Source organism: Actinoplanes sp. KI2 (genome assembly GCF_025630775.1).
Classification (GTDB): domain Bacteria; phylum Actinomycetota; class Actinomycetes; order Mycobacteriales; family Micromonosporaceae; genus Actinoplanes.
Genome location: NZ_JAOSZE010000008.1, coordinates 25,869 through 50,234, shown reverse-complemented (window position 1 = coordinate 50,234; position 24,366 = coordinate 25,869). Strand labels below are relative to the sequence as shown.

Here is a 24,366-nt window from a genome sequence, read left to right as displayed (position 1 = left end):
CTGGCTGAGCTGGCTGGCTCCGCTTCGCTCCGCGGGCGATCGCCCCTTTTACGCTGATGAGCGGGCAGGCGATTTCCGACACCGCAAACCCCGCGGTGGCGGAAATCGACTGCCCGCTCATCAGCGGGGCGATCGCGGGCCGTTCCCGGATACGGGGCACCCCGGAAAATCGCGGGGTCTTTAGGCGGCTGGGCGGTCTCGCCGGTGTTCGGCGGTCATCGGGCCGGGCGGCACCAGGCGCAAGCCCGGCCGGTGGAACCTGTCAAGATCGCCGGACGCGGGTTCGTCGTCGGTGAAGCGGGCGCGCCAGCTTGATCGGGGCGTCGTGCGGGCGCCGGGTGGCTCGGCGAAGCCGCCGGGGATGCGAGTGAGCGCGACCACCAGCAGGTATCCGAGGATCACGAAGCCGTGGCTGACCAGCCGGGTGGAGTCGACCCGGCCGCCGGTGAGGTCGTTGACCGAGAGCAGCAGCAGCATCCCGACGAACGCGGTGAGCATCGGCACCAGCCCGGACGGCCGGGCGCGGCGCAGCGCGATGAACATGTACCCGGCGCCGACCGCGACGTTCCAGGCGGCCGACTCGTGCCACAGGTGCCCGGGCGTCGCGTCCAGACCGGCATGCACGTGCGTGCCGACCACGCCGCCGCCGATCTGGTCGAGGCCGAGGATGAGCTGCACCGCACCGACCCCGGCGAGCGCGATGTAGAGGGCGGCGGCCATCGGGAAGCGCCGCCTCGGCGGTGGGGTCGCGGCCGGCAGCGCGGCGAGGATGCTCGCGCTGAGATCGGGGGCGGCACCCACCCCCAGCCGGGTCAGCCGGTTGACCGTGGCCGCGCCGTCCAGCCACTCCCGGCAGTCGGCGCACCCGGCCAGATGCTCGTCGACCAGCGGCCGGGCGGCCGGGTCGTCCTCGCCGTCCAGCTGCGCGGACAGCATCTCGCGCCACCGCTCACAAGAAGCCATGTCGGGATAGTCGCCCGGCGCCCCCGCGAAGTTCCCGCCGCGGAGAGAAGTGCCGACCCGGTCAGCGCAGGCCGGGCGGTCCGGGCAGTTGCGGCGGGCTGCCGGGCAACTGGGGCCGGCCGACCTGGGGGTCGCTGCCGCCGAGCAGGCGCTTGCGCTCCCGGAAGGCTCGCAGGTTCGCCGTGTTTCCGCAGGTCGAGACGTCATGCCAGACGCCCGAGTTGTTCCGCGAGGTGTCGAAGAATGCGGCCCGGCAGTCGGCGTTGTGGCACAGCTTGAGCCGCTGCCAGAGCCCGGCCTGCTGGGCGAGCAGCGCCTCGGCCCAGAGCGCGGAGGCCAGCCAGCGCGTGCCGCGACCGGTCGGGACCATGCGCACCCAGCCGTCCGCGTCGGGCACCAGGCTCACCGGCACGTCGGCCGGCGGCAGCGCGCCGTCCAGCCGTTCCTTGCCGGCGGCAAGGATCACGTTCTCGAAGGTGGTCCGCAGCCGGCGCAGCGACCGTATGTCGTTCGATGAGATCAGCAGCGTGGGGGCGGGCAAACCGGACACTCGCGACCAGGTGGTCAGCGCCTCGGTCAGCCAAAGTTGCGCGTCATCGGCGTGGAGCAGCAGGTCAGCGCCGTAGTGCATGGTGGCTCGGGTGTTCAGCAGATCCTGCACGAGCGCGAGCCCGCCGGGGGCTTCGCGTACGCCGTGCCGGGCGCTGGCCATCCATGACATAGCCGAAGGGTACTTGACTCTTTTTCATGACGCGTCCACCACTCGTTCGAACCGTGCTCGAACTTGCCACCGCCGGTCACCATGGGAATTGCGAGACGATCTCACTTCGCCAACGGGTGGGCATGGTGAGACATTTTCGGCAATGATCCTCTGGTGGGACGGGAGGAACGCATGGTGCGCAAGGCACTGACGCTCGCGGTGACGGCCGCGGCGGCCATCACGCTGGCCGGGTGCGGTTCGCACGACTCCCCCCAGTCCGGGGCGCAGGCTCCCGCCGTACTCCCGTCGGCTTCCATGCTGCCGTCCGCGGAGCCCAGCGTGACGCCGACGTCCACGCCCACCCCGACGCCGACCACGACGGCCACGGCGAAGCCGCCACAGAAGCTCAAGATCGGCACGAAGGGCCCGGCCGTGCTCGCGCTGCAGCAGCGGCTGACCGAGCTCGGCTACTGGAACGGCGAGGCCGACGGCAAGTTCGGCGGCACCACCCAGCAGGCGGTCTTCGCGCTGCAGAAGGCGGCCGGCATCGGGCGGGACGGCTCGGTCGGCCCGAAGACGCAGAAGGCCCTCGACGACGGGGTACGCCCGAAGGCCAGGTCGAAGGCGGGCAGCGGGTACCTCGTCGAGATCAACCTGAAGAAGCAGCTGCTCATGTTCGTCAAGGACGGCGAGGTGATCGCCACGCTCAACACCTCGACCGGGTCGAACGAGCATTACGAGTACAAGGGCGACACCTACCTGGCCGACACCCCGACCGGCCACTTCAAGGTCGGCCGGCAGATCGACGGCGTACGGCACGGACCCCTCGGCGACCTGTTCCGGCCGAAGTACTTCAACGGCGGCATCGCGGTGCACGGCTCGCCCAGCATCCCGCCGTACCCGGCCTCGCACGGCTGCGCCCGGGTGTCGAACGCGGCCATCAACTGGATCTGGGCGACCGGCAAGCTGCCCTTGAAGACCCCCGTGTGGGTGTACCGCTCCTGACCGCGGCTCAGCCGTCGATGCGCGTGATGTTGCGGATCTTGTTGGCCGCGTCCAGCGCCGCCACCTTGTACGCCTCGGACAGCGTCGGATAGTTGAAGACCGCGTCGACCAGGAAGTCGACCGTGCCGCCGCAGCCCATCACGGCCTGCCCGATGTGGATGATCTCGGTGGCGCCGGTGCCGAAGACGTGCACGCCGAGCAGCGTGCCGTCGTCCGGGGCGACCAGCAGCTTGAGCATCCCGTACGAGTCGCCGACGATCTGCCCGCGGGCCAGCTCGCGGTACCGGGCGATGCCCACCTCGAACGGCGTGGACGAGTCGGTCAGCTCGTCCTCGGTCTTACCCACGAAGCTGATCTCGGGGATCGTGTAGATGCCGATCGGCTGCAGGTGGCCGATCTCGCGCACCGGCTCGCCGCACGCGTGGTGGGCGGCAAGCCGGCCCTGCTCCATCGAGGTGGAGGCGAGCGCCGGGAAGCCGATCACGTCGCCGACGGCGTAGATGTTGTCTACCGCCGTACGGTAGTTGGCGTCGACCTCGATGCGGCCGCGACGGTCGGCGGTCAGTCCGGCCGCTTCCAGACACAGGTCGTCGGTCTGGCCCTGCCGGCCGGCCGAGTACATGACCGTGTCGGCGACGATCTTCTTACCGCTCTTCAGGATGCAGAGCGCAGCGTTCTGATGCTTCTCGACCGCAGCCACCTCCTCGCCGAAGCGGAACGTGACGCTCAGGTCGCGCAGGTGGTACTTGAGCGATTCGACGATCTCGTCGTCGCAGAAGTCGAGCATCTTCTCCCGGCGCTCGACCACGGTGACCTTGGTGCCGAGCGCGGCGAACAGCGACGCGTACTCCATGCCGATCACGCCCGCGCCGACCACGACCATGCTGCGCGGGACGGCCTGCAGGTTGATCACGCCGTCCGAGTCGACGATCGTCCGCTCGTCGAAGTCCACACTGTCCGGGCGTGCCGGTCGCGTACCCGCCGCAATTATGATCTTGTCAGCGGTGACCTTGGCCTCCCGGCCGCCGCCACCGTCGACCCAGAGCGCGTGGGCGTCGGCGAACCGGCCGGTGCCGGTGATCATCGCGACGTGGTTGCGGGACAGCTGGTTGCGGATGACGTCGGTCTGCCGGCTGATCACATGCTGGGTGCGGGCGGCCAGGTCGGAGACGGTGATCTCCTCCTTGACCCGGTAGCTCGAGCCGTACAGGTCGCGCTGGCTGAGCCCGGTCAGGTAGAGGACCGCCTCGCGCAACGTCTTCGACGGCACCGTGCCGGTGTTGATGCAGACGCCGCCGATCATGTCGCGGCGGTCGATGATCCCGACGCGACGACCGAGCTTCGACGCGGCGATCGCGGCCTTCTGCCCGCCGGGCCCGGAGCCCAGCACCAACAGGTCGTAGTCATACACAGCACTTAGCCTCGCAGCCTGAATGCGGGCCGGTCTACGTCCCGTCGTCGGCTTTTTCGCGCCGATTCTCCGAACCGTCGACGCGGAAGCACGGCGAAGATACGCCGGGAATCGACGGTTCGTAGCTGTTCCACAGGTGTTGCCGAAGGTCCTCGTAGGGCTCGCAGAAACAGTGTGCGCATGCCAGCGCGCTTCAACCTGCGACATCCCTCGACAGCGGTCAACGCCGCCCTCGTCGTCGCCATAGCGGGCGGCGGTTTGTGGACGTACGAATCGCTGTCCGGTCCGTCGACCAACAACGCCGCCAACGCCTCGGTCCGAACCGTGTCGGTGCAGACGGGCACCGTCACCAAGACCGTCACCGCGGACGGCACGGTGGAGAGCGCCCGCACGGCCTCCGCCAGTTTCGTCACCGGCGGCACGATCACGGCGATCAACGTGAAGGTCGGCCAGGTGGTCAAGAAGGGTCAGGTCCTGGCCGAGGTCGACCCGGCCGATGCGCAGCGCAGCCTGAAGGCGGCCGAGGTCGATCGGGATTCCGCGAACGATGCGCTGAGCCGGGCCGAGGATGCCGGCTCGGACACCTCCAGCGCCGAGACCGAGGTCGAGTCGGCCGAGCAAGCGGTGGACGACGCTCAGGCGGCCGTGGACGGCACCGTGCTGACCGCCCCGATGACCGGCACGGTCACCGCTGTCAACGGCACGCTCGGCAGTTCGGTCTCCGGCACCGGCTCGTCCTCCTCGTCCGGCGCCGGCAACCAGAGCAGCAGCTCGTCCTCGTCCTCATCCTCCGGTTTCGTGGAGATCGCCGACCTGAGCAGGCTCCAGGTGAGCGCCGACTTCGCCGAGGCGGACGCGACCCAGCTGAACGAGAAGCAGGCGGCCACGATCACCTGGAACGCGCTGTCCGGCGCCACCGCCACGGGCAAGGTCGTGGCGGTCGACCCGTCCGCGACCACGTCGAACAACGTGGTGACCTACGGCGTGACGCTGAGCATCGACAAGAGCCCGGCCGGAGCGAGGGTCGGACAGACGGTGTCGGTGTCGGTCACCACCGGCAGCGTGGCCAACGCCACCTACGTCAACTCGGCGGCCATCACCACGGCCGGCAACCAACGCACGGTGACGGTGGTGACCAACGGCGCGCAGGAGACTCGGACGGTCCAGATCGGTCTGGAGGGCGACTCGGCCACCCAGATCACCTCGGGCGTGCAGGCCGGCGAACAGGTCCTGCTCACCACGACGTCCACCAGCACCGGCAACAACACCGGGCAGTTCCCGGGCGGTGGCGGCCTGGGCAGCGGTCTGACCGGCGGCGGCCCGCCCGGCGGCGGGGCCGGGCGATGACCCCGGGGAGCACCAATGAGGGCACCGACCACAGTGTCAGGTGCGGCCGGCGGAGGAACGATCCGCTTTCGGACGCCGCTTGCCGGCCTGTTTGCCCCCCGGCCGAGCCGGGGACTTGGCCTTCGCCGAGGACTCCGTGGCCGGCGGCCGGGCCGGCAGCGCCGCGGCATGGTCCGGTACGAACGTCTGCATCTCGCGCGGGGTGCGCTGATAGCCGCTCGACGGTGGCCGGGGCGGCAGCTCCAGCGGCACGCGTTGCACCTCGTAGTAGGGAATCGTCGAGATCAGATGGGCGATCATGTTGATCCGTGCCCGCCGCTTGTCCTCGCTCTCGACGACGTACCAGGGTGCCTCGGGGATGTCGGTGTGCATGAACATCTCGTCCTTGGCCCGGGAGTAGTCCTCCCACCGGCTGATCGACTCGAGGTCCATCGGCGACAGCTTCCAGCGCCGCATCGGATCTTGCAGGCGGGAACGGAACCGCTCCTCCTGCTCGTGATCGCTGACCGAGAACCAGTACTTGCGAAGCAGGATCCCGTCCTCGGTCAGGAGCCGCTCGAAGATCGGGCATTGGTGCAGGAAGCGCATGTACTCTTCCTTGCTGCAGAAGCCCATCACCCGTTCGACGCCGGCCCGGTTGTACCAGCTTCGATCGAACAGCACGATCTCCCCCGCGGAGGGGAAGTGCTCGACGTAGCGCTGGAAATACCATTGCCCGCGCTCGCGTTCGGTGGGCGCGGGCAACGCGGCGATACGGGCGAGGCGGGGATTGAGATACTCGGCGACCCGCTTGATGGTGCTTCCCTTGCCGGCCGCGTCCCGCCCTTCGAAGACGACGACGATCCGGGCGCCCTCCACCTTCACCCATTCCTGAAGCTTCACGAGTTCGCCCTGAAGGCGGAACAGCTCCGCCTCGTAGGTCGCCTTCGGCAGCCGATCGAACCGCTCCGACTTGGGCACCCAGCCCACCTCCTCCGAGCCATCCCCTCCTCGGACTGTAGTTCCGATTGCGGTGAACGTCGGGGGTTACAGCACCTTGGCGCCGTACATCTCGCCGAGCGGGTCGGCCAGCAGTTCCAGCCGGGCGCCGTCGGGGTCGCGGAAGTAGATCGAGGTGCCGCTCTCCACGTCGTAGGGAATGCCGGCGGCGTCCAGGTTGGAACGTAGGTGCCGCCACCGGTCGGGCGTGACCGAGATGGCCAGGTGGTGCAGGCCGCCCAGGACTTCCGCGTACGGGCCCAGGTCCAGGCCGGGCAGGTCGAAGAAGGCCAGCAGGTTGCCGTTGCCGATGTCGAAGAAGAAGTGGTTGGAGCCGGGATAGTCGCGGTTCTCGAAGATCTCGGTCAGCGGGAACTCGAGCACGTTCTGGTAGAACTCGATGGTCCGCCGGACGTCGGCGCAGATCAGCGCGAAATGGTGCAGGCCACGGGCGCTCGACGGCGGCCGGTCGGGCGCCTCACGGAGGTAGTCGTTTCTGATCCGGTCGCGTTCGGCGGCGATGGCCTCGCGGTCGATCGTCATGGGCTGCCTCCCTAGATTCGGAAGAATCCGCCGAGGAACTGGTGTGCCAGGTCCCGGTCGCCGCGCGCGGTTCCGGCGTTCGTGCGGCCGTACGCGGTGAGGACAAAGCTGCCCGGGTCGAACTCGATTATGCAAGACAGGCCGTCGAGCGGGCCGGGGGTGGTGGCGGCGCCCGACGGGCCGATCGCGACCCGGGTGTCGCCGGCGTTCGCGCCCGAGGTGATCCGGATGCCGAGCTCGATCGGCCGGGCTTCCGGCCCGGTGAGCGGGGTCGCCGACCAGAGCACGAAGCACAGCGGGACGAGGAGGTCGGCCGACTGGGCCTCCAACGCGTGCGGCCGTCCGATGCCCTGCCGGATGTCCCAGCTGTGCACCGCGTAGTCGACCAGTTGGAAGACCGGGTAGAAGAAGGCCGGCAGCGGACCCATGTACTTGTGCGGGACCAGCAGTCCGGACCACTCCTGCTCGGACAGGTTCTCGGTGATGCCGAGCATCCGGTCCAGCGCGGTCGCGAGGCGGTCCAGCGCCTCCTTGCGTTCCAGCGTCCGGAACTGCCGTGCGCCGCGGTCGACATGCGTCGCCATGTCGCGCAGCGGCGCCGAGTCGGGGGGACTCGTGCCCTTGCGGGCCGCGTCGAAGCCCACGAAGTAGGTCTCGGTGGTGTCGATCAGGTGCCCGAACACGTCGCGCACCTGCCAGTCGCCGGCACCGGTCGGCGCCATCCAGGTCTCCGACTCCTCGGCGAGGGCGAACATGCCGGCCGACTCCCGGCGTACCGCTTCGAGGAGGTTGGCTTTGCTCTCGTAGCTCATGAAGTTCCACGCACTCATCGGAACCCTCCCGTACAGAGGTTCGTTGGAGCGAAAGTGGTTGCCGTGGCAACCACTTAACTCCGATGCCCCGGGCACGTCAACCGCCGCCCGTACCATGCGAGAAGTGACGACCGACGTACGCTGGCTCGACGCCACCCAGCAACGTGCGTGGCGCGGGTTCCTCGATCTGCATGCCCGGCTCTCCGCGAAACTCAACCGCGAGCTGCAGCAGACATCGGGGCTCACGCTCTCCGACTACGACGTGCTCGTGCACCTGACCGACGTGCCCGACGGGCGGCTGCGCGCCTTCGAGCTGGGTGACGGCCTGCAGTGGGACAAGAGCCGGGTCTCCAAGCAGGTCGCCCGGCTCGCCGCCCGAGGCTTGGTGGCAAAACAGGAGTGCGAGGCGGACCGCCGAGGGGCGTACGTGGTGCTCACCCCGACCGGCCGCGCGGCGATCGAGGCGGCCGCGCCCGCGCACGTCGAGCTCGTCCACCGGCTCATCTTCGACACTCTCACCCCGGACCAGGTCCGCGAGTGGGCCACGATCAGTGCCGCCCTCCTTCGGCGCCTCGAGGCCGGCGAGTAGTCACCTCTCGCGGATGAGGCGACGCCGGGCGGCCCCACGACAGGCTAGGGGCACGACATCGCACTGCACGGCACCGCTCGAGGGAGGCGCCACGATGGCTTTCGACACCTTCATGGTCTACGTCGGGGTGTACCCCAGCGTGGCCGACGCCGAGGCGGACTACGACCTCGTCAAGGAACTGCACCGCGAGGCCGGCCTGATCGACGCCTATGACGCGGCCGTCCTGGAGCGCCGCGAGGGCGGCAAGACCAAGATCGTCAAGAAGCACGAGACGCCGACCCGGGTCGGTGGGGTGCTCGGCGGCGGGGTGGGCCTGGCCACCGGCCTGGTGGTGGCGCTGTTCCCGTTCGCCGCGATCGGTGGCGGCCTGCTGGCCGCGACCGCCGGCGGCGGCGCGATCCTGGGCGCCGTGGCGGGCCACGCCGCGGCCGGGATGAGCCGGCACGACCTCAAGGAGCTGGGCGAATACCTCGACACCGGCCAGGCCGGCCTCGTCGTGGTCGCCGTCTCGGACATCGGCGCGAAGGTCGAGCGGGCCATGCGCCGCGCCGAAAAGCTCGAGGCCAAGGAGCTCAAGGCCGACACCGGCGAGATCGAGCAGGACGCGAAGACCGCCGCCACCGCCTGATCGCACAACCCGTCGATTCACGGGATGGCTCGCGCGGGTTCGCCGGTAGGCGGTCCGGCACCCGCCCGGGCCGGCTGGGCTGGGCGCACGACGTGCACTGGCCGACCCCTGAGCGGCTCGCCAAAATCATAAGGACGGCATAATTACCCCGTGCGAGAAGTGGTCGACGGCGTCTTCGAGCTGAGCCTCGGTTTCGTCAACATGCACCTGGTGGTCACCGACGACGGCGTGGTGCTGGTCGACACCGGCCTGCCCCGGCGCTCGGCCCGCATCGAGAAGGCGCTGCAGAGCATCCACAAGTCGATCGGCGAGGTCCGCTCGATCCTGCTCACCCACCACCACTTCGACCACACCGGGAACGTCGCCGACCTGCGCACCCGCTCGGGCGCCCGGGTCTTCGCGCACGCCGCCGACGCCCCGGTGATCAGCGGCGCGATCCGGCCCGAGATCACCAGCCGGATGGTGCGGCTGGTGTCGCGGTTCATGTCGGCCGAGCCCACCAAGATCGATCAGGTGATCAGCGGGGACGGCTCCGAGCCGCTGCCCGGCTTCACCGCCGTGCACACCCCCGGGCACACCCGCGGTCACGTCTCCTACCTGCTCGACCGCGACGGCGGCGTGCTGTTCGCCGGGGACGCCGCGGCCGGCCGCAAGGGCGCAGTGAGCAGCGCGCCGCGCGCGGCCGCCGTCGACCTGGCCGAGCTCGACCGCAGCGTCGCGAAGCTGGCCTCGCACGACTTCGAGTACGCCGTCTTCGGCCACGGCCAGGCGGTCACCGGCAAAGCGGTCGAGAAGTTCCGCACCTACGCGGCGACTCTGCCGTAGGGGCGACCCGACAAAGCCGGCACCATGCAATAACGCGAGAGTCGCGCTGCGGCCGTGACCCGACGCCGAGGTCGCGTGGAAGAGGCGGGACTTGGCAAAACCCGTACTCGAAAAAGCTGTTTGAAGTTTGCGGCTCGGACATCGACGGCACTCATCGTGACCGTATGCGAGTCGCTCTGGTCACCGAGTCCTTCCTGCCGGATGTCAACGGGGTCGCGCACTCGGTGGTGCGAGCGGCCGAACATCTGCGGCGTCGCGGGCACCAGCCGATGGTGATCGCCCCGCAGCCGCCGCCGGCGGTCCGTGACGTCCGGGTCGACATGCCCTATCCCGTGGTGCGGATCGCTTCGTTGCCGATGCCGGGCTATCCGCAGATCCGGCTCGGGCTGCCCACCCCCACCGTCACCGGCGCGCTACGCGAACACGGCGCCGAGGTCGTGCATCTGGCCAGCCCGTTCGTGCTCGGCGCCTGGGGCATGTCCGGCGCCAAGTCGCTGAAGCTGCCCGCCGTCGCCGTCTACCAGACCGATGTCGCCGCCTACGCCCGCGCCTACAAGGTGGGGATGACCGAGGGCGCGGCCTGGCGCTGGATCCGCCGGCTGCACAACGCGGCGGCGCGCACGCTGGTGCCCTCCACGGAGTCGGTCGCGGCGCTGCGCGCGCACGGCGTGGAGCGCATCCATCTGTGGCGGCGCGGCGTAGATGACGTGCAGTTCCACCCCGGCCGGCGCACCGCGGGCATGCGCGCGCTCCTGGCGCCGAACGACGAGGTGGTGGTCGGCTTCGTCGGCCGGCTGGCGGTGGAGAAGCAGATCGACCTCCTCGCCGAGGTGAGCCGCCTGCCCGGCGTACGGCTGGTGATCGTGGGCGACGGGCCGGCCGGGCCGGCGCTGCACAAGGCGCTGCCGCGGGCCACCTTCCTGGGCGTGCGCAAGGGCCTGGAGCTGGCGACCGTCTACGCCAGCCTCGACATCTTCGCCCACACCGGACCGTACGAGACGTTCGGCCAGGCGGTGCAGGAGGCGATGGCCAGCGGCCTGCCGGTGGTGGCGCCGCGGGCGGGCGGCCCGATGGATCTCGTACAGGACGGCCGGACCGGCTACCTCGTGCCGCCGTTCGAGGCCGCCGGGTTCACCGCGGCCGTCGCCGATCTCGCCGCCGATCCCTCGAAACGGGCCGTTTTCGGCACGGCCGGGCGAAAAGCGATCGAGGGGCGCAGCTGGTCGGCGGTCGGCGACGAACTTATCGGGCATTATCGGGCTGTATGCGGTTCCGATGCGATGGCGGTGGCGGCGTGAGGATTGTCCGGGTTGCCAACTTCGTGGCACCCAGGTCGGGTGGGCTGAAGACGGCCTTACGGCATTTGGGCGCCGGCTACCAGGCGGCCGGCCACGAGGCGGTGCTGATCGTCCCCGGTTCGGAGTTCTCCGATCTGCCCACCGAACAGGGGCGGGTCATCACGCTGCCCGGGCCGCTGGTGCCCTTCGTCGGCGGCTACCGGGTGCTGCTGGATCGACGCCAGGTCGCACAGACGCTGCAGAAGATCAAGCCGGACCGGATCGAGGTCTCCGACCGCACCACGCTGCGCTGGCTCGGCCGCTGGGCGCGTCGCGCGGGCGTGCCGTCCATGATGGTCTCGCACGAGAGCCTGGACGGCCTGCTCCGCCTCTTCGGTCCGGCCTCCGGCCGGCGGGTGAGCGACCTGCTCAACCGGCGCACCGCGCGGGACCACGACAAGATCGTCTGCACCACGCAGTGGGCGGCGAACGAGTTCGAGCGCATCGGCGTGCCGAACGTGATCCGGGTGCCGCTCGGCGTCGATCTCGAGCGGTTCTCGCCCGCCCGGCACGATCCGGCGATGCGCGCCCGCTGGGCCGCCCCGGACGACGTGCTGCTACTGCACTGCGGCCGGCTTTCGCCGGAGAAGAAACCCCGACGTTCGCTTGCGGCCGTCGAGGGCTTGCGTGCCTTGGGCGTACGCGCGGTGCTCGTCGTGGCCGGTGCCGGTCCGCTGCGCCAAGCGCTGCAGGAGGAGGCCGCCGACCGAGGCCTGCCGGTGCGCTTCCTGGGCCACGTCAGCGACCCGATCGAGCTGGCTACGCTGCAGGCCAGCGTGGACGTGGCGATCGCGCCCGGCCCGGTCGAGACGTTCGGCCTGGCCGCGCTGGAGACCCTGGCCAGCGGCACGCCGGTGGTGGTCAGCTCGCAGAGTGCACTGCCCGAGGTGATCGGCTCGGCCGGTCTCGCGGCCGGCGGCGAAGGGCCGGCCTACGCGGCGGCGATCCAGGAGGTTCTGCGCCGCCCGCCGGCCGAGCGTCGGGCCGCGGCACGGGCGCAGGCCGAGACGTTCCCCTGGTCGGCGTCGGTCGCCGGGTTCCTCGCCGCGCACGAGGCGGAAACGCCGAAGCGGCCGGGACAAGCTGTCCCGGCCGCTTCGCCCACTACCTTCTGATCAGGCCTCGGAGCGGATCCGACTTCTGATCAGGCTTCGAAGCGGGTCCGACGCCGCCGGCTCAGCGCGAAGAACGCCGCACCGCCGGCCAGCAGGGCCACGCCGGCCGCGCCGATCAGAGCGGTCTGCGGGCCGGTGATCGGCAGGCCGCCGCCACTGCCGCCGCCCGGCTGGCCGGCGCCGGCCGGGTTGAGCACGATCTTCGCGGTGTCGTTGGCCTTGTTGGAGTCGGCCGGCCACTCACACTCGCAGGTCGGGTAGAGCGCGACCGAACCGGTCGCGCCGGGGGTGGCCTTGTTGATCTTCAGACCGAACTTCCAGGTGACGGAGTCACCGGCCGGCAGGACGTCGTCGGTGAAGCAGGCGTACTGCACCGCCTTCGGGTCGCCATGGATGATGGTGTCCTGGGTGTTGAGGAAGCACTCGTCCTCGGGGAACGACGCGACGCTGGCGCCGGCCGGGATGGTGATCAGCGCGGCGATGCCGAAGCCGCTCTCCGTACGGTTCAGCGTCGCCGGGCCGTTGTTCTTCACGCCGACCGGGACGGTGACCGTGGTACCGGCCGCGCCGGTCGCGGTCGCGCCGACGGCGGCCAGGTCGACGCCCTGCTTGCCGGTGACGTTGACGTCGAGCGCCTGGAAGTTGTTGTCGTAGTTCGGGTCGGTCTGCTTGAGCGACTGGCTCGTCGGGGTCGGCTGGAGGGCGATCGCGCCGCCCTTGCCCGGCGTCCCCACTCCGTCGATGCCGTTGTCGTCGAGGAACTTGATCAGATCGTCCCAGTCACCGCCGGGCAGCCATTCGAAGACGGCGCCCGTGGCACTGGGCGCGGCGGTGTCCTTGCGCAGCTGGTACGGCATGGCCAGCTGGTAGCTGGCGCCCGGCTGCAGGTCCTGGTCGAAGGTGCAGGCGGTGACCTGACCGTCGCCGTAGAAGCAGTTGGAGAACTGCTGGGTGCTGGCGAACGGGTAGTCGGTGAGGAACACGACCGCCGCGCCGTGCACGACGGAGTCGCTGTTGTTGTGCACCTGCAGGCCGGCGTCGAACCCGGCGCCCGGCTTCACGGAGATCGTCTTGTCCGGGCCGGCCGCGAGGTCGACACCCTCGGCCACGGTCACGTCGACGGTCTTCGTGACCGTCTGGATGCCGTCGCCGGAGAGCGTGTAGGTCACCTTGCCGGTCTCGCCGAGCGCGGCGGCGGTCGCGCTGATCTCGGCGGCGAACTGCAGGGTCGTTTCGAACGGGTCGACGGCGTCGTGCGAGTTCGCGACCTCGCAGGTGACGGTCGTCGGGCTGACGGCCGTGCAGCCGTCGACCCCGGCGGCCGGGCGGAGCGAAACCCCGGCGAGGCCATCTCCGAGCTGGAAGGTGGCCTTCGCGTTGGTGAACGTGACCTCGTCCACGGCGAACAGCAGCGGCATGATCGTGGTGCTGGCGCCGGCGGCGACCGTCGCGTCCGGGAGCAGCACCACGATCTGAGGCGCGGCCGCGTACGCAGGCGTGGTGATCGCGACAGCGGCGGTCGCCGCCGCGGCGACGCCAAGCAGGCGCCGGCGGATGGTGCGGTACATGAAGGGGTTCCTCCGCGCTTCGAGGGGGACGAGCCGGAGGATCATAGAGTCATGATCGCGATCTTCGCAGCACGCGTTTGAACGGCGCCGTATCGTCGCTCGGGGATTGCGGCCGTAATGACATCGCACCCGGCCCGTTCGGCCATCGCGCCGATGGCCCGATCGGGTGTTGACCCCGTGTCAGTGCCCGTGTCAGTGCCGTGGCGGAGCCGTGTCAGGCACGGTCGCGAAGGTAGTCGCATGACCAACGAGATCACCCTTTCCGCCCAGGCCAAGACCACCATCCGGATCGCCGCGTACGGCGCCATCACCCTGCTCTCCGCCGCGAGCGCGGTCGGCGGCTCGCCGCACAAGGTCTCCACCCGGGGCAGCATCGCGCTCGGCTCGGCCACCGGTGTGGTCGGGCACGTGCTCGCCGACCACCCCAAGCACTCCGAGCTCAACGGCAAGTCGGTCGCCGAGATCGCCGACCGCGTGCTGCCGGCCCTCACCGAGGCGGTGGCCCTGCTCCGGGCGGAGTCGCCGGCGGAGGCCGACAACTTCCGCGGCACCGTGACGCTCGCGATCGAGGCCGCCACCGCCGGCAGCAAACCCAACCCCGTCGTCGCCGACATGATCCGGAAGATCACCAACGCCCTCGACGCCGCCTGACAGCACGCCGCCACGCCGCGCCACCGGCTTCGTCCGATCCGGTGGCGCGGCTCGGGCTACGTGCGCCGGCCGCCTTTCCACCGATCGGCCCGGGTTTCCCCCACGTGAGTAGGGCCACTGATGGCTAGATGCCACCGATCCCGGCCGATATGGCGGTATCAAAGTCAGGCGCGGAAGGGATGATTGTGCGCTTCGGTCGAGCGGGTGTGGGTAAGCGGCTCGGGGGTGCGTTCTCCGTGCTCATGGTGCTGATGATCGCGTCTGCCGGGGTGGGTTGGTGGGCGATGTCCCGCCAGCAGCAGGCCCAGCAGCAGATCACCGACCTGCAGCTGGTGCAGGGCGACGTGGATCTGGCCATGTACCAGATGGCGGACATTTCCGGCTGGCAGGGACTTGTCGTCGCTGACGCCGGGGCGTACGGCTCGAAGGCCGCGCTCAGCACGGACAGCTTCAACCGTGGGGCCGAGCTCAAGGCCAAGGACAAGCTGTACGAGAGCTTCAAGAAGGCCCACACGGCCTACATGACTCCCGCCGAGCAGGCGCTGTACGCGAAGCTCAAGCCGGCCTGGGACGACTTCTTCGACTGGGACGCGAAGGTGATGAACTGGGTCGCCGACGGCACCCAGGCCAGCAAGGTCAAGGCGATGGACGCGATCAACGACGGCCCCGCGGCGGAGTCGCTCGGCACGATCGAGGACACGGCCGACGCGCTCGGCAAGTCCGTCGACCAGCGGATGGACGCGGCCCGCAAGCAGAGCGAGAACGCCGAACGGCTGGGCCGGTACGCCCTGGTCGGCGCGCTGCTGGTCGGGCTGGCCTTGGCGGTCGCGCTGAGCATCCTGGTCACCCGCTCCGTGGTCCGGCCGCTGTCGCTCGTCGTCGCCGCCCTCGGCAAGCTCGCCAAGGGAGACCTCACCGCGACGGTGGACATCCGGAGCCGGGATCAGCTCGGTCAGCTCGGGGACGCGTTGAACGAGACTGTCGAGTCGCTGCGCGACACGATGGGAGCGGTCTCCGGGCACGCCGACTCGCTCGCCGGCGCCTCCGACGACCTCTCCCGCACCGCCGAGCAGATCGCCGCGTCGGCCGACGAGACCAGCGCGCAGGCGCAGGAGGTGACCCGGGCGGCCACGCAGGTGTCGACGAACGTCGACGCGGTCGCCGACGGAAGCACCGAGATCGGCTCCGCGATCCGCGAGATCGCCGAGAACGCCGGGGAGGCCGCCTCGGTCGCGGCCGAGGCGGTCAGCGTGGCGCAGGCGACCAACGCGACGGTCGGCAAGCTCGGCACCTCCTCGGCCGAGGTGGGCAACGTCGTCAAGCTGATCACCGCCATCGCGGAGCAGACCAACCTGCTGGCGCTCAACGCCACCATCGAGGCCGCCCGCGCGGGTGAGGCGGGCAAGGGCTTCGCGGTCGTCGCCAGCGAGGTCAAGGACCTCGCGCAGGAGACCGCGAAGGCCACCGAGGACATCTCGCAGCGGGTCGAGGCGATCCAGGCCGACACGGCGAGCGCCGTCGGGGCCATCGAGCAGATCGCCGAGATCATCGGGCGGATCAGCGAGTACCAGACCCGGATCGCGACCGCGGTCGAGGAGCAGACCGCCACCACCGGCGAGATGAGCCGCAGCGTCGCCGAGGCCGCCGACAGCAGCCGCGACATCGCCACCACGATCGCCGCCGTGGCCCAGGCCGCGGAGATCACCACCACCGGCGTGAGCCACTCCCAGCAGTCCGCGGCGGATCTCGCCCGGATGGGCGGGGAGCTGCGGTCCATCGTCGCCCGCTTCCGGTTGACCTGACCAACCGCGAGTACGGGGCCGGACCGCACCGGTCCGGCCCCGTACTCCGATCCGGCGCCTACGACTTGTAGGTGGCGCGGCATTAGGTTAGCCTGCCCTCGCCTACACTGCGTCGCGTCGGGAGCAGCCATGTCCGCCACCAGCATCGCCCTTCTGGGCGCCATCGCCGGGTTCACCATCTTCCTGGGCCTGCCCATCGGGCGGCTGCGGAACCCGGCGCCCCGGCTGCGGGCACTGCTCAACGCCGGCGCCACCGGCATCCTGCTGTTCCTGCTCTGGGACGTCCTCACGCACGCCTGGGAGCCGATCGACGACGCGCTGGGCGAGCACCACTACGGCGCCGCCGCCGGAAACGGCGTCGTCCTCGCCGCCGGGCTCGGTGTCGGGCTGCTCGGCCTGGTCTATTTCGATCGATGGGTGGCCCGGCGCAGCGACGCGGCCCGCCCGGTCGTCGTCCCCGCGCCCGAGCCCGTCGCGGTGCCGGCCGGCGGCGTCGCCGACCGCGCCTCGGCCCAACTGGCCCCGGTGACCGCGCCCCCGGTCTGGCGCAGCCCGGCGGGCCAACTGGCCCTCATGATCGCGACCGGGATCGGGCTGCACAACTTCGCCGAGGGCCTCGCCATCGGCAACTCCGCCGCGTCCGGCGAGATCGCCCTGGCGGTGCTGCTCATCGTCGGGTTCGCCCTGCACAACGCCACCGAGGGCTTCGGCATCGTGGCGCCGCTGGCCGCCGCCGGCACCCGCCCCTCCTGGGGCTTCCTCGCCGCGCTCGGCCTGATCGGCGGCGGCCCGACCTTCATCGGCACCCTGGTCGGGCAGCGCTTCACCAACGAGACCATCGCCGTCGCGTTCCTGGCCCTGGCGGCCGGTTCGATCCTGTACGTCGTGATCGAGCTGCTCGCCGTCGCCCGCAAGATGGGCGCCAAGGAGATCACCACCTGGGGCCTGCTGCTCGGCCTGCTGGCCGGCTTCCTCACCGACGCGATCGTCACCGCCGGCGGCGCCTGACGCGGTCGCTCGGCCGCCGGGGGCTCACCACCGGCGGGACGTCGCGGGGGAATGCTGGTTGATCGACAGCGAGCTGGTGTGGCCGAAGACCGACGACACCGCGACCCGGCCCGGGCCGACCAGCCGCAGCCAGACCGTGCGCTGGCTGAACGCCCGCCGCCACGAGATGGTCGGCCCGCCTTGCGGATACTCCAGGTGCAGGTGCGAGGCGACGGTCATGTCGCGGTAGAGCAGCGCCCCCGGCTGCACCAGCACGGTCTCGCCGGGCGCGAGGTCACGCAGGAACGTGTTGCCGGGCGCGTGCAGCAGGAGCAAACCGGGCGTCTGCTGGCACATGAAGATGTCGCCGTACCGGCCGACCGGGTAGTGCGTCTCCTTGTCGTCGCCGGAGCCGGTGGTGTACCAGATCCCGGTCTGCTGCCAGGTGTAGCTGACGTTGCCGGTGGCGCTCAGGAACCGGTGCTCGCGCGTCCAGATCTGCCGGCCCGGCATCAGCGGCAGCGCCACCACCTCGCCCGGCCGGTCGCCGGAGAGAGCGATCCGACCCGGCCCGCGCGCCTCCAGCATGATCAGCGGCAGGCCGGACATCATCCGGTTCCACCCGCCGGCGAGCGACGTGTTCGACAGCCGGACGCCCGGCTCGGTCCAGAGCAGCGCGTGGTGCGAGAAGAAGATCCAGTCCGGCTCCGCCAGCGCGAAATCGGCGACCGGCACGTACGTGCCCTCGATCTGGACCCGGGACTGTCCGAACTGGATCCGGGCCATGTCCTTGATCGGCGGCTGCTCGACCCAGCCGGAGCGGGCGACGGCCGTCCGGATGTCCAGCGCCGCCCCGCAGCTCGGGCAGGAGGTGCCGCCGGCGGGATGCGCCATCCGGCAGTAGCGGCAGACGACCTGGCCCTCGGGAATAGTCATCAGGTCACCCCGCGTGGTGGTGGACGTACATCGACTGGATGCCCACCCGGCCCGGGCCGGTCATCTCGGCCAGGTACATGCCTCGGCGCAGCAGGCCGGTCTTGACCGGCATCTGCACCGCCTGCATGGTCACCGAGGCGTCCTTGTAGAGGAAGCCGCCCGGCTCGACCATGATCTTCTCGCCCGGCTGCAGCCAGCGTTCGAAGACATTGCCGTTGCCGTGCAGCATCAGCAGGCCCGGTGCGCCCGCGGTGACGAACCGGTCCAGATACATGCCGTTGCCGCCGTGCAGCACGTTCGCCAGCCCCTGGATCCGCACGAAGGAATAGCCGATCGTGTTGCTGGCCAGCAGGAACGCGTGCTCGCGGACGTCCAGCTCCATACCCGGGTGCAGCGGCAGCACGACCAGCTCGCCCGGCGAGTCCCGGGAGAACGCGACCCGGCCCGGCCCGTACGCCATGGTCAGCACGAACGGCATCCCGCCGAAGATCCGCCGGGCGCCACCCTGCGTCGGCACGGCCACGACCGGCGTGACCTCGTCCTTCCAGAGCAGGACGTGGTGCTCGAAGTACACCGCGTCGCCGTGCGCCAGCGCGATCTCGGCAACCGGCACCAGCTCGCCCTCGACCTGCACGGTCGAGTTGGCGAACCGGAACTCGGTCATGTCCCGCAGCCGGGGCGCCTCCCGCCAGCCCGAGTCGCTGACCACGTTCCTGACATCCAGCGGCGCGCCGCAGGTTAGGCAGGACGTGGTGCCGGGCGCGTTCTGCAGCCGGCACCACTGACATTCGATGCGTTCCACGGCGCGGAACGTAGCAGAGCGACGCCCGCGCGGACGCCCGCTGGTTCGGTCGACCCGGTGCGGTCCTCAGACCGCTCGAACTTCGGCAAGCCGCTTGACCGAGTAGTCGTCGTCCCAGCAGACCGCGGCCTCCCAAGCGGCCGATGCCTGCGCGGCGATGTCGTACGCATCGTCGTCGAGGCCCGCGGCGTTGCCGGGCAACACGAGGTCGAGGTCGGGGACGTCGACGTGCGCCTCGTCCCAGTCGATCAGCGCGACCCGATCCGCGGTGATGCGAACGTTACGAGGGTTGGGGTCGCCGTGGACGACGCACGTCTGGCGCCCGCTGAGCCGCGCCCAAGCCGCCCGGCATCGAGCCACCCCCTCCGGTGGCATCGCGCCGAGGTCGACCTTCGTCCCGGTCTCGGCGTGCAGGAGGTCGGTCGACGATCGCCAGCCCGGCCGCTGCGGCCGGCCCCGTGTCAGCCGATGCACCTCGCGGAGCGTGCCGGCCACGCGACGCCAGTCGGCCTGTGTCTCGGGCGGTCCGCCCTCCAGATAGGTCATCACCACCAGACCGCCGGCGAACAGCCGGCCGGCCCTGGTCGGGATCGGCACCGGCACGGTCAGACCCGCCCGGTCGAGATAGTGGAGCAGCTCGGTCTCCCATGCGAGATCGGCGTCGCTCCTGGTGCCGAGACGACCGACCGCGAGGCGGCCGTCGACGCGGACGCTCCAGACGTCGTTGGCGACTCCGCCGGTGAGCGGCTCGATGCGAGCGACGTCGTCACCCCACTGCTCGAGCACCTCCCACCCCATTGGCCACATTCTACGAAAGGCCACGACCTACTTTCGGACGGCCTCGGCGATTTGCAGCGCGACCTGGGCGGGCGTGCGGTGCGTGGTGTCGATGACCTCGGCCTGGCCGGGTAGCCAGGTGCGGGCCGCCTCGGCGTACGGCTCGAGATATTTGAGGCGGAACGGGGACGGGACGGGATGTTCTCCCTCGATGCGCCCGCGGAGGGTGTCCTGATCGGCGTGCAGGACGAAGTGCCGGACCTTGATGGCGTGGTGGGCGAGGCCCGCGCTGATCTCCCGCCAGTACTCCTCGACCAGGACGGTCATCGGGATCACCAGCGTGCCGCCGGTGTATTCGAGGACCCGGCGGGCGGTCTCGACGACCAGCTGCCGCCACGGCGGCCAGTGCTGGAAGTTGTCCGTGCTGGGCAGCCCCGGCGTGATGTCCATGAGCGTCTCGCCGACCTTCTCGGCGTCGAACACCCGGGAATCCGGGATCAGCTGCTGCACGAGCGCGCTGGTCGTCGTCTTGCCGACGCCATGGGTGCCGTTGAGCCACACGATCATGGGGTCGACGCTAGTCGGCCGTCCCGGCGCGGTTGTCCGGAGTTGATTGATCAACAGGTGCGCGGCTGGCGTTCGTCCGCACTGCCGAGATCAACTGGTCGCAGGTGATCACACCGGTCGCGGCGTCACGGCCGCGGCGCGCCAAGAGATTTCCGAAGGGAACGACATGAAGTACGCCCGTGCTGCCCTCACCCTGGCGGCGGCGGCCTCCGCGCTGGTGGTCGGCTTGCAGAGCCCGGCGATGGCGTCGGATTCCTACCACGAGATGCACACCGGGGATGCGTTCGGTGGCAGCGTCTTCGGCTACTACGGCACGGCCACCTTCACCGAACACGGTGACGTCGTCACGATCTGCGATGCGGACGCCGACGGTCACGGCGTGAAGATGTACGTGAGCCTCGACGACGCGTACGGGCCGACCCAGTACACCTTCCACGTGGGCGGGAAAGGCAACTGCTCCACCCACCGGGCCAGCGAAGGCGGCGCCTACGACCTGCCGGAGAAGCGCTACATCGGCTTCCTCTTCTGCATGTACGACGGGCCCGGCGAAGAGGGCGAGTGCAAGGCCTACAAGTTCTACAACGACAACTGATCCGGTTGTTGGCGGCGGCAGGTCGGTTCCTGCCGCCGCCAACGCGGGAACACGGCTGACTGATCCGTCGCCGGCGCCGTATTCTGGCGAACTTTGATTCGCTCAGGAGGTGGCATGATGCCCGAGTTTTCCGACGACATCCGGCAGCGACTGCTGGGCACGCCCGAACAGGATGCGACGCGCCTTGTCCGCGAGCCGCCCAACGGCTGGAAACCGATCGTCATCGAGGAGTACGACCCCGCCTGGGCCGACCGCTACGAAGCGGTCGCCGCCACGCTCCGCGGCACTCTCGCCGACCAGGTCCTCGGGCTGGAGCACGTCGGGTCCACCTCGGTGCCGGGACTGGCCGCGAAGTCCATCGTGGACGTCGACCTCACGATCGCCGACACCGAGGAGGAGTCCCGCTACCTTCCGGCCCTGGAGGAGCTCGGGTACGTCCTGGTCCTGCGTGAGCCGTGGTGGCATGGGCACCGCATGCTCGTCGACGCCGACGAGACCATCCACCTGCACGTTTGGCCGAGGGACACACCGGAGGCAGTCCGCCACCGGCTACTGCGTGACTGGCTGCGCACCCACCCCGACGATCGCGAGCTGTACGCCGCGACCAAGCGGCGCCTGGCCCGCGAAGCGGCCGACGGCGACTACACCATGGCCAAGAGCGAAGTCATCGACGCCATCTTCGAACGCATCTTCGCATCGGGCGCCGGCGGTTGATCGACGAAACCGGCCCCCTGGTGTCCTGAACACTGACACCAGGAGGCCGGCGGTCGCCGTCAGGCGCCGGCCGAGGCGTAGACGTCGTAGGACGTGGCGTCGGTGTCGGTGCCGTCCGCCTTGTGGCCGGTCACGTACAGGGTGTGCGACTCGTTGTTGTGCGGCGGCGTGTAGGTGATCGACGCGGTCCCGTTGCTGTCGGCCGGGACGACCGTCGACGGGCCGTCGTCGATCTGCCAGGTGAAGGACACGATTCCCGGCGTACCTCCGCTGAACTCGAAGGTGCCGGGAACACCGCCACCGCCCGACCAGGTGCCGTCCGGATACTGCGCACTCACGACGTAGGGCGCGTTGCCCACCTCGAAGTCGAAGTCCGTCACCGGCGAGAGCTCGCCGCCCGACGTCCGGCTCTGTACGTGCAGCGTGTTCGTGCCGTTGCGGTCGAACGGCACCGCGACCTGCGTCGACATGCCGTCGGTGCTGGCCGGCAGAACCTGCTCCGGGCCGTCGTTGACGCGATAGTGGTACTCGGTCACCTCGCCGAACAGCTGGGTGTAGAAGAAGAAGTATCCGGTCCAGCCGATCCCCTTACGCGACCAGTCGTACGTGCTGTACACGTCGACCTTGTTGTCCCGCACGTCGAAGGGCTCGATCCGCAGGTCCGACTCGGTGCCGTCGGCACCCACGCTCGTGACGCGCACGTCGTTGTAGCCCCACGAGGTCGGCGTGTACGTGACCGTCGCGGTCGCGTCGGGACCGGCCGCGATCGTCTCCTCGTCGGCGCCGTTCAACGAGTAGCGGTAGGAGGCGACATCCGGCAGCCCAGGGTGGAAGGTGAACGTCGCGGGCCGGCCGACGGTCCCGCTGCCCTCGGGCGTGTGCGTGACCACGGGACCGGACCAGATGCCGAACGTGTAGGTGGTGGCGGGCGATCGCGTACCGTCCGACAACAGCGCCTCAAGCACCACGGTGTTGTCACCGGCGTGTGTCGGCGTGACCGTGATGAGAGCGTACGGGTTGCCGTCGTTGGACACGGTCTGCTCGGGGCCGCCGTCGAATCGGTAGGCGAAACCGGTCAGGTTCGGCAGCTGGCTTTCCAACTCGATGCTCAGCGGCACGCCGACCCCGTCAATGCGCGGCGAGATGTTCAGCTCGTTGGCGTAGGCGCTCGGACGGGTGTCGATGACGTCGAACTGGTAGTACGCCTCCATCGACGTGGAACCATCCGACTTCACCGACCGTACGGTCAGGGAATGCCAGCCCGGCGTCGCCGTCCACGGCAGGACGGCGGTGTCGTCGTCCGCCGCCGGAATGGTCTTCCACTAGTTCAGCGGCCGCTGAGCTGCGTGCCGGCAACGAGCGCCATCAAGACGGCGATGCCGAGGATGATCAGGGTGAGCCGTACGGCCCGGCGGCCTCGGGGTGGCCGTGCCGGCGTCGGCTGGCTCGCGGGATCTGGTGTGGTCATGGTTCACGCCTCCTGGATAGGGCCGCTGGTCGGCGGGCCGGCGGGTGGGAGTACGCGGCGTGCCAGATAGCCGGTGAGGGCGGCGGCGGCCCAGCCCACCATCGCGATGAACAGGGTGTTGATCGCGAGGTGGACGATGTTGTTGCCGAGGCGGTCGCTGACCGTACCGCGGAGGGTGAAGCCACCGTCCTGATCGGGTGGGCCGCCGCCGCCGAGGATGGCGACCGCGATCGTGGCGTACAGCAGCTCCAGCAGGCCGGCGCTCAGGGCGGCCAGGCGGGCGGCACGACGGCCCCCGTCCGCACTCCGCAGCCACAGCGTGCCGGCGATGCCGATGGCTGCGGGCACCGCGAACATGGTCACCCCCTTCTGCCAGCCGACCGGGATGAAGGTGACCTGGTCGACCGCGGAGAGCCCGGAAAGCCCCAGCCACACGAGGGTCGCGAACACCCCACCCAACAGGCCCGGCAGCGCGACGCCGGGCCGGCGCAACAACGCGATCGCACCGAGCAGGACCCCGGCACAGACGATGCCGAGGACGGCCAGCATGATCCAGTCGCCGGTGCCGAGCCGATAGTCGACAAACAGGACGGCGTAGATGGCGAGGGTGCTCGCGGCGACGCCGACTGTTGCCCAGAAGGCGACGGCGGCCCGGCCCCACGGTGGCATGACCAGCGCGGCTGCGGCACAGCCGAGAGCGAAGCGCATTCGCGGCCAGCGGCCGTCGAGGTGGGCGAGTTCGCCGAGCATGGCCTGGCCCCACTCGGCCCGTTGCGGGGAGAGCAGGCTGAGCGCCCAGCGCAGAAGCCGTAGCGGGGCGTCCTCGGTGGGGCCGTCCAGGAACCGGCGCGGGTTGCGGCGGTACAACGCGATCGCCACGCCGATCGGCGTCAGCAGGAGCACGATGAAGAACGGCATTATGCCTCACTCAGGCGGCGATGGGGGCGGGTGGCAGTGCGGTCGCGGCGCGCGGCGGTCAGGGCGGCGACGAACTCGCGGCCGGCGCCGGTGAGGCGGTACAGATGCCGGGGCGGCCGGCTGCCGACGCCCTGCTCCCAGGACGTCTCCAGCAGGCCGCGGTCGGCCAGCCGCACCAGGATCGGGTACAGCGAGCCCGACTTGAGGTGCACCTCGGTGGCCAGGTCATAGCCGTAACGCCACCGGGCCGGCTCGGCGGCCAGCGCCAGCAGAACATCGACCGTCTGCGGCGAAGGGGGGCGGTTACGCTGCACGGACGTAAACTCTACAC

Annotated in this window: 27 protein-coding genes; 12 read left to right on the top strand and 15 right to left on the bottom strand. The window is 70.2% G+C overall.

Annotation, left to right across the window (positions count from 1 at the left end; translation table 11 throughout):
• Window positions 1-180: 180 nt before the first annotated feature.
• Complete coding sequence (locus ODJ79_RS10005; RefSeq protein ID WP_263023072.1) at window positions 181-963, bottom strand: zf-HC2 domain-containing protein; 783 nt, start codon at window positions 961-963, stop codon at window positions 181-183.
• Window positions 964-1,024: 61 nt separating this feature from the next.
• Window positions 1,025-1,684: a CGNR zinc finger domain-containing protein gene (locus ODJ79_RS10000; RefSeq protein ID WP_263023071.1), complete on the bottom strand. Its 660-nt coding sequence runs from the start codon at window positions 1,682-1,684 to the stop codon at window positions 1,025-1,027.
• A 153-nt stretch (window positions 1,685-1,837) separates the two neighbouring features.
• Between ODJ79_RS10000 and ODJ79_RS09995 the strand changes: the two genes are divergently transcribed.
• On the top strand, window positions 1,838-2,668 hold the full coding sequence (locus ODJ79_RS09995; RefSeq protein ID WP_263023070.1) for a L,D-transpeptidase family protein: 831 nt from the start codon (window positions 1,838-1,840) through the stop codon (window positions 2,666-2,668).
• A gap of 7 nt (window positions 2,669-2,675) precedes the next feature.
• On the opposite strand, the gene sthA is transcribed toward ODJ79_RS09995, so the two are convergent.
• Window positions 2,676-4,079: a Si-specific NAD(P)(+) transhydrogenase gene (gene sthA / locus ODJ79_RS09990; RefSeq protein ID WP_263023069.1), complete on the bottom strand. Its 1,404-nt coding sequence runs from the start codon at window positions 4,077-4,079 to the stop codon at window positions 2,676-2,678.
• Between the two features lie 180 nt (window positions 4,080-4,259).
• Here sthA and ODJ79_RS09985 point away from each other — a divergent pair, with 180 nt between their 5' ends.
• On the top strand, window positions 4,260-5,426 hold the full coding sequence (locus ODJ79_RS09985) for an efflux RND transporter periplasmic adaptor subunit (protein ID WP_263023068.1): 1,167 nt from the start codon (window positions 4,260-4,262) through the stop codon (window positions 5,424-5,426).
• Between the two features lie 36 nt (window positions 5,427-5,462).
• On the opposite strand, the gene ppk2 is transcribed toward ODJ79_RS09985, so the two are convergent.
• The 3 genes from ppk2 to ODJ79_RS09970 all read right to left on the bottom strand — a co-directional run bounded on the left by ppk2 (window position 5,463) and on the right by ODJ79_RS09970 (window position 7,777).
• Window positions 5,463-6,386 (bottom strand): polyphosphate kinase 2, encoded by a 924-nt coding sequence (ppk2, locus tag ODJ79_RS09980; protein WP_263023067.1) that lies wholly within the window; start codon window positions 6,384-6,386, stop codon window positions 5,463-5,465.
• Window positions 6,387-6,452: 66 nt separating this feature from the next.
• Window positions 6,453-6,947 carry a VOC family protein gene (locus ODJ79_RS09975; protein ID WP_263023066.1) on the bottom strand — a complete coding sequence of 165 codons (495 nt, stop codon included), beginning with the start codon at window positions 6,945-6,947 and terminating at the stop codon, window positions 6,453-6,455.
• An 11-nt stretch (window positions 6,948-6,958) separates the two neighbouring features.
• Window positions 6,959-7,777, bottom strand: coding sequence for a maleylpyruvate isomerase family mycothiol-dependent enzyme (locus tag ODJ79_RS09970; protein ID WP_263023065.1), 819 nt, complete (start codon window positions 7,775-7,777; stop codon window positions 6,959-6,961).
• 106 nt (window positions 7,778-7,883) lie between these two features.
• Here ODJ79_RS09970 and ODJ79_RS09965 point away from each other — a divergent pair, with 106 nt between their 5' ends.
• The 5 genes from ODJ79_RS09965 (at window position 7,884) to ODJ79_RS09945 (ending at window position 12,253) form a co-directional block, all read left to right on the top strand.
• Window positions 7,884-8,348, top strand: coding sequence for a MarR family winged helix-turn-helix transcriptional regulator (locus tag ODJ79_RS09965; protein ID WP_263023064.1), 465 nt, complete (start codon window positions 7,884-7,886; stop codon window positions 8,346-8,348).
• A 94-nt stretch (window positions 8,349-8,442) separates the two neighbouring features.
• On the top strand, window positions 8,443-8,976 hold the full coding sequence (locus tag ODJ79_RS09960) for a hypothetical protein (RefSeq protein WP_263023063.1): 534 nt from the start codon (window positions 8,443-8,445) through the stop codon (window positions 8,974-8,976).
• A 150-nt stretch (window positions 8,977-9,126) separates the two neighbouring features.
• On the top strand, window positions 9,127-9,801 hold the full coding sequence (locus ODJ79_RS09955) for an MBL fold metallo-hydrolase (protein WP_263023062.1): 675 nt from the start codon (window positions 9,127-9,129) through the stop codon (window positions 9,799-9,801).
• A gap of 164 nt (window positions 9,802-9,965) precedes the next feature.
• The gene (locus ODJ79_RS09950; RefSeq protein WP_263023061.1) at window positions 9,966-11,099 is read left to right on the top strand and encodes a glycosyltransferase family 4 protein; all 1,134 of its coding nucleotides are present in this window, start codon (window positions 9,966-9,968) and stop codon (window positions 11,097-11,099) included.
• On the top strand, window positions 11,096-12,253 hold the full coding sequence (locus tag ODJ79_RS09945; protein ID WP_263023060.1) for a glycosyltransferase: 1,158 nt from the start codon (window positions 11,096-11,098) through the stop codon (window positions 12,251-12,253). The genes ODJ79_RS09950 and ODJ79_RS09945 overlap by 4 nt, the downstream gene beginning before the upstream one ends.
• Window positions 12,254-12,282: 29 nt before the next feature.
• Here ODJ79_RS09945 and ODJ79_RS09940 read toward each other — a convergent pair whose 3' ends face one another.
• A complete protein-coding gene (locus ODJ79_RS09940; RefSeq protein WP_263023059.1) occupies window positions 12,283-13,821 on the bottom strand; it encodes a hypothetical protein in 1,539 nt (512 codons plus the stop codon).
• Window positions 13,822-14,061: 240 nt separating this feature from the next.
• Between ODJ79_RS09940 and ODJ79_RS09935 the strand changes: the two genes are divergently transcribed.
• The 3 genes from ODJ79_RS09935 (at window position 14,062) to ODJ79_RS09925 (ending at window position 17,282) form a co-directional block, all read left to right on the top strand.
• Window positions 14,062-14,472 carry a hypothetical protein gene (locus ODJ79_RS09935; RefSeq protein WP_263023058.1) on the top strand — a complete coding sequence of 137 codons (411 nt, stop codon included), beginning with the start codon at window positions 14,062-14,064 and terminating at the stop codon, window positions 14,470-14,472.
• 242 nt (window positions 14,473-14,714) lie between these two features.
• Entirely contained in the window at window positions 14,715-16,274 is a 1,560-nt protein-coding gene (locus tag ODJ79_RS09930; RefSeq protein WP_263023243.1) for a methyl-accepting chemotaxis protein, read from the top strand.
• Window positions 16,275-16,403: 129 nt separating this feature from the next.
• Window positions 16,404-17,282: a ZIP family metal transporter gene (locus tag ODJ79_RS09925; RefSeq protein WP_263023057.1), complete on the top strand. Its 879-nt coding sequence runs from the start codon at window positions 16,404-16,406 to the stop codon at window positions 17,280-17,282.
• 24 nt (window positions 17,283-17,306) lie between these two features.
• Here ODJ79_RS09925 and ODJ79_RS09920 read toward each other — a convergent pair whose 3' ends face one another.
• The 4 genes from ODJ79_RS09920 to ODJ79_RS09905 all read right to left on the bottom strand — a co-directional run bounded on the left by ODJ79_RS09920 (window position 17,307) and on the right by ODJ79_RS09905 (window position 20,343).
• Window positions 17,307-18,197, bottom strand: coding sequence for an AIM24 family protein (locus ODJ79_RS09920; protein ID WP_263023056.1), 891 nt, complete (start codon window positions 18,195-18,197; stop codon window positions 17,307-17,309).
• A 4-nt stretch (window positions 18,198-18,201) separates the two neighbouring features.
• On the bottom strand, window positions 18,202-18,999 hold the full coding sequence (locus tag ODJ79_RS09915; RefSeq protein WP_263023055.1) for an AIM24 family protein: 798 nt from the start codon (window positions 18,997-18,999) through the stop codon (window positions 18,202-18,204).
• A gap of 66 nt (window positions 19,000-19,065) precedes the next feature.
• Entirely contained in the window at window positions 19,066-19,797 is a 732-nt protein-coding gene (locus ODJ79_RS09910; protein ID WP_263023054.1) for a phosphotransferase enzyme family protein, read from the bottom strand.
• A gap of 27 nt (window positions 19,798-19,824) precedes the next feature.
• On the bottom strand, window positions 19,825-20,343 hold the full coding sequence (locus ODJ79_RS09905; RefSeq protein WP_263023053.1) for an AAA family ATPase: 519 nt from the start codon (window positions 20,341-20,343) through the stop codon (window positions 19,825-19,827).
• 166 nt (window positions 20,344-20,509) lie between these two features.
• Between ODJ79_RS09905 and ODJ79_RS09900 the strand changes: the two genes are divergently transcribed.
• Window positions 20,510-20,935, top strand: coding sequence for a hypothetical protein (locus ODJ79_RS09900; RefSeq protein WP_263023052.1), 426 nt, complete (start codon window positions 20,510-20,512; stop codon window positions 20,933-20,935).
• A 117-nt stretch (window positions 20,936-21,052) separates the two neighbouring features.
• The gene (locus ODJ79_RS09895) at window positions 21,053-21,649 is read left to right on the top strand and encodes a GrpB family protein (protein WP_263023051.1); all 597 of its coding nucleotides are present in this window, start codon (window positions 21,053-21,055) and stop codon (window positions 21,647-21,649) included.
• A 59-nt stretch (window positions 21,650-21,708) separates the two neighbouring features.
• On the opposite strand, the gene ODJ79_RS09890 is transcribed toward ODJ79_RS09895, so the two are convergent.
• The 4 genes from ODJ79_RS09890 to ODJ79_RS09875 form a co-directional block, all read right to left on the bottom strand.
• A complete protein-coding gene (locus ODJ79_RS09890; protein ID WP_263023050.1) occupies window positions 21,709-22,884 on the bottom strand; it encodes a hypothetical protein in 1,176 nt (391 codons plus the stop codon).
• Between the two features lie 92 nt (window positions 22,885-22,976).
• Window positions 22,977-23,117 (bottom strand): hypothetical protein, encoded by a 141-nt coding sequence (locus ODJ79_RS09885; RefSeq protein WP_263023049.1) that lies wholly within the window; start codon window positions 23,115-23,117, stop codon window positions 22,977-22,979.
• A 3-nt stretch (window positions 23,118-23,120) separates the two neighbouring features.
• Window positions 23,121-24,035, bottom strand: a complete 915-nt coding sequence (locus ODJ79_RS09880) for a hypothetical protein (RefSeq protein ID WP_263023048.1) — start codon at window positions 24,033-24,035, stop codon at window positions 23,121-23,123.
• Window positions 24,035-24,349 (bottom strand): PadR family transcriptional regulator, encoded by a 315-nt coding sequence (locus ODJ79_RS09875; RefSeq protein ID WP_263023047.1) that lies wholly within the window; start codon window positions 24,347-24,349, stop codon window positions 24,035-24,037. Before ODJ79_RS09875 ends, ODJ79_RS09880 begins: the two co-directional genes overlap by 1 nt.
• Window positions 24,350-24,366: the final 17 nt, after the last annotated feature.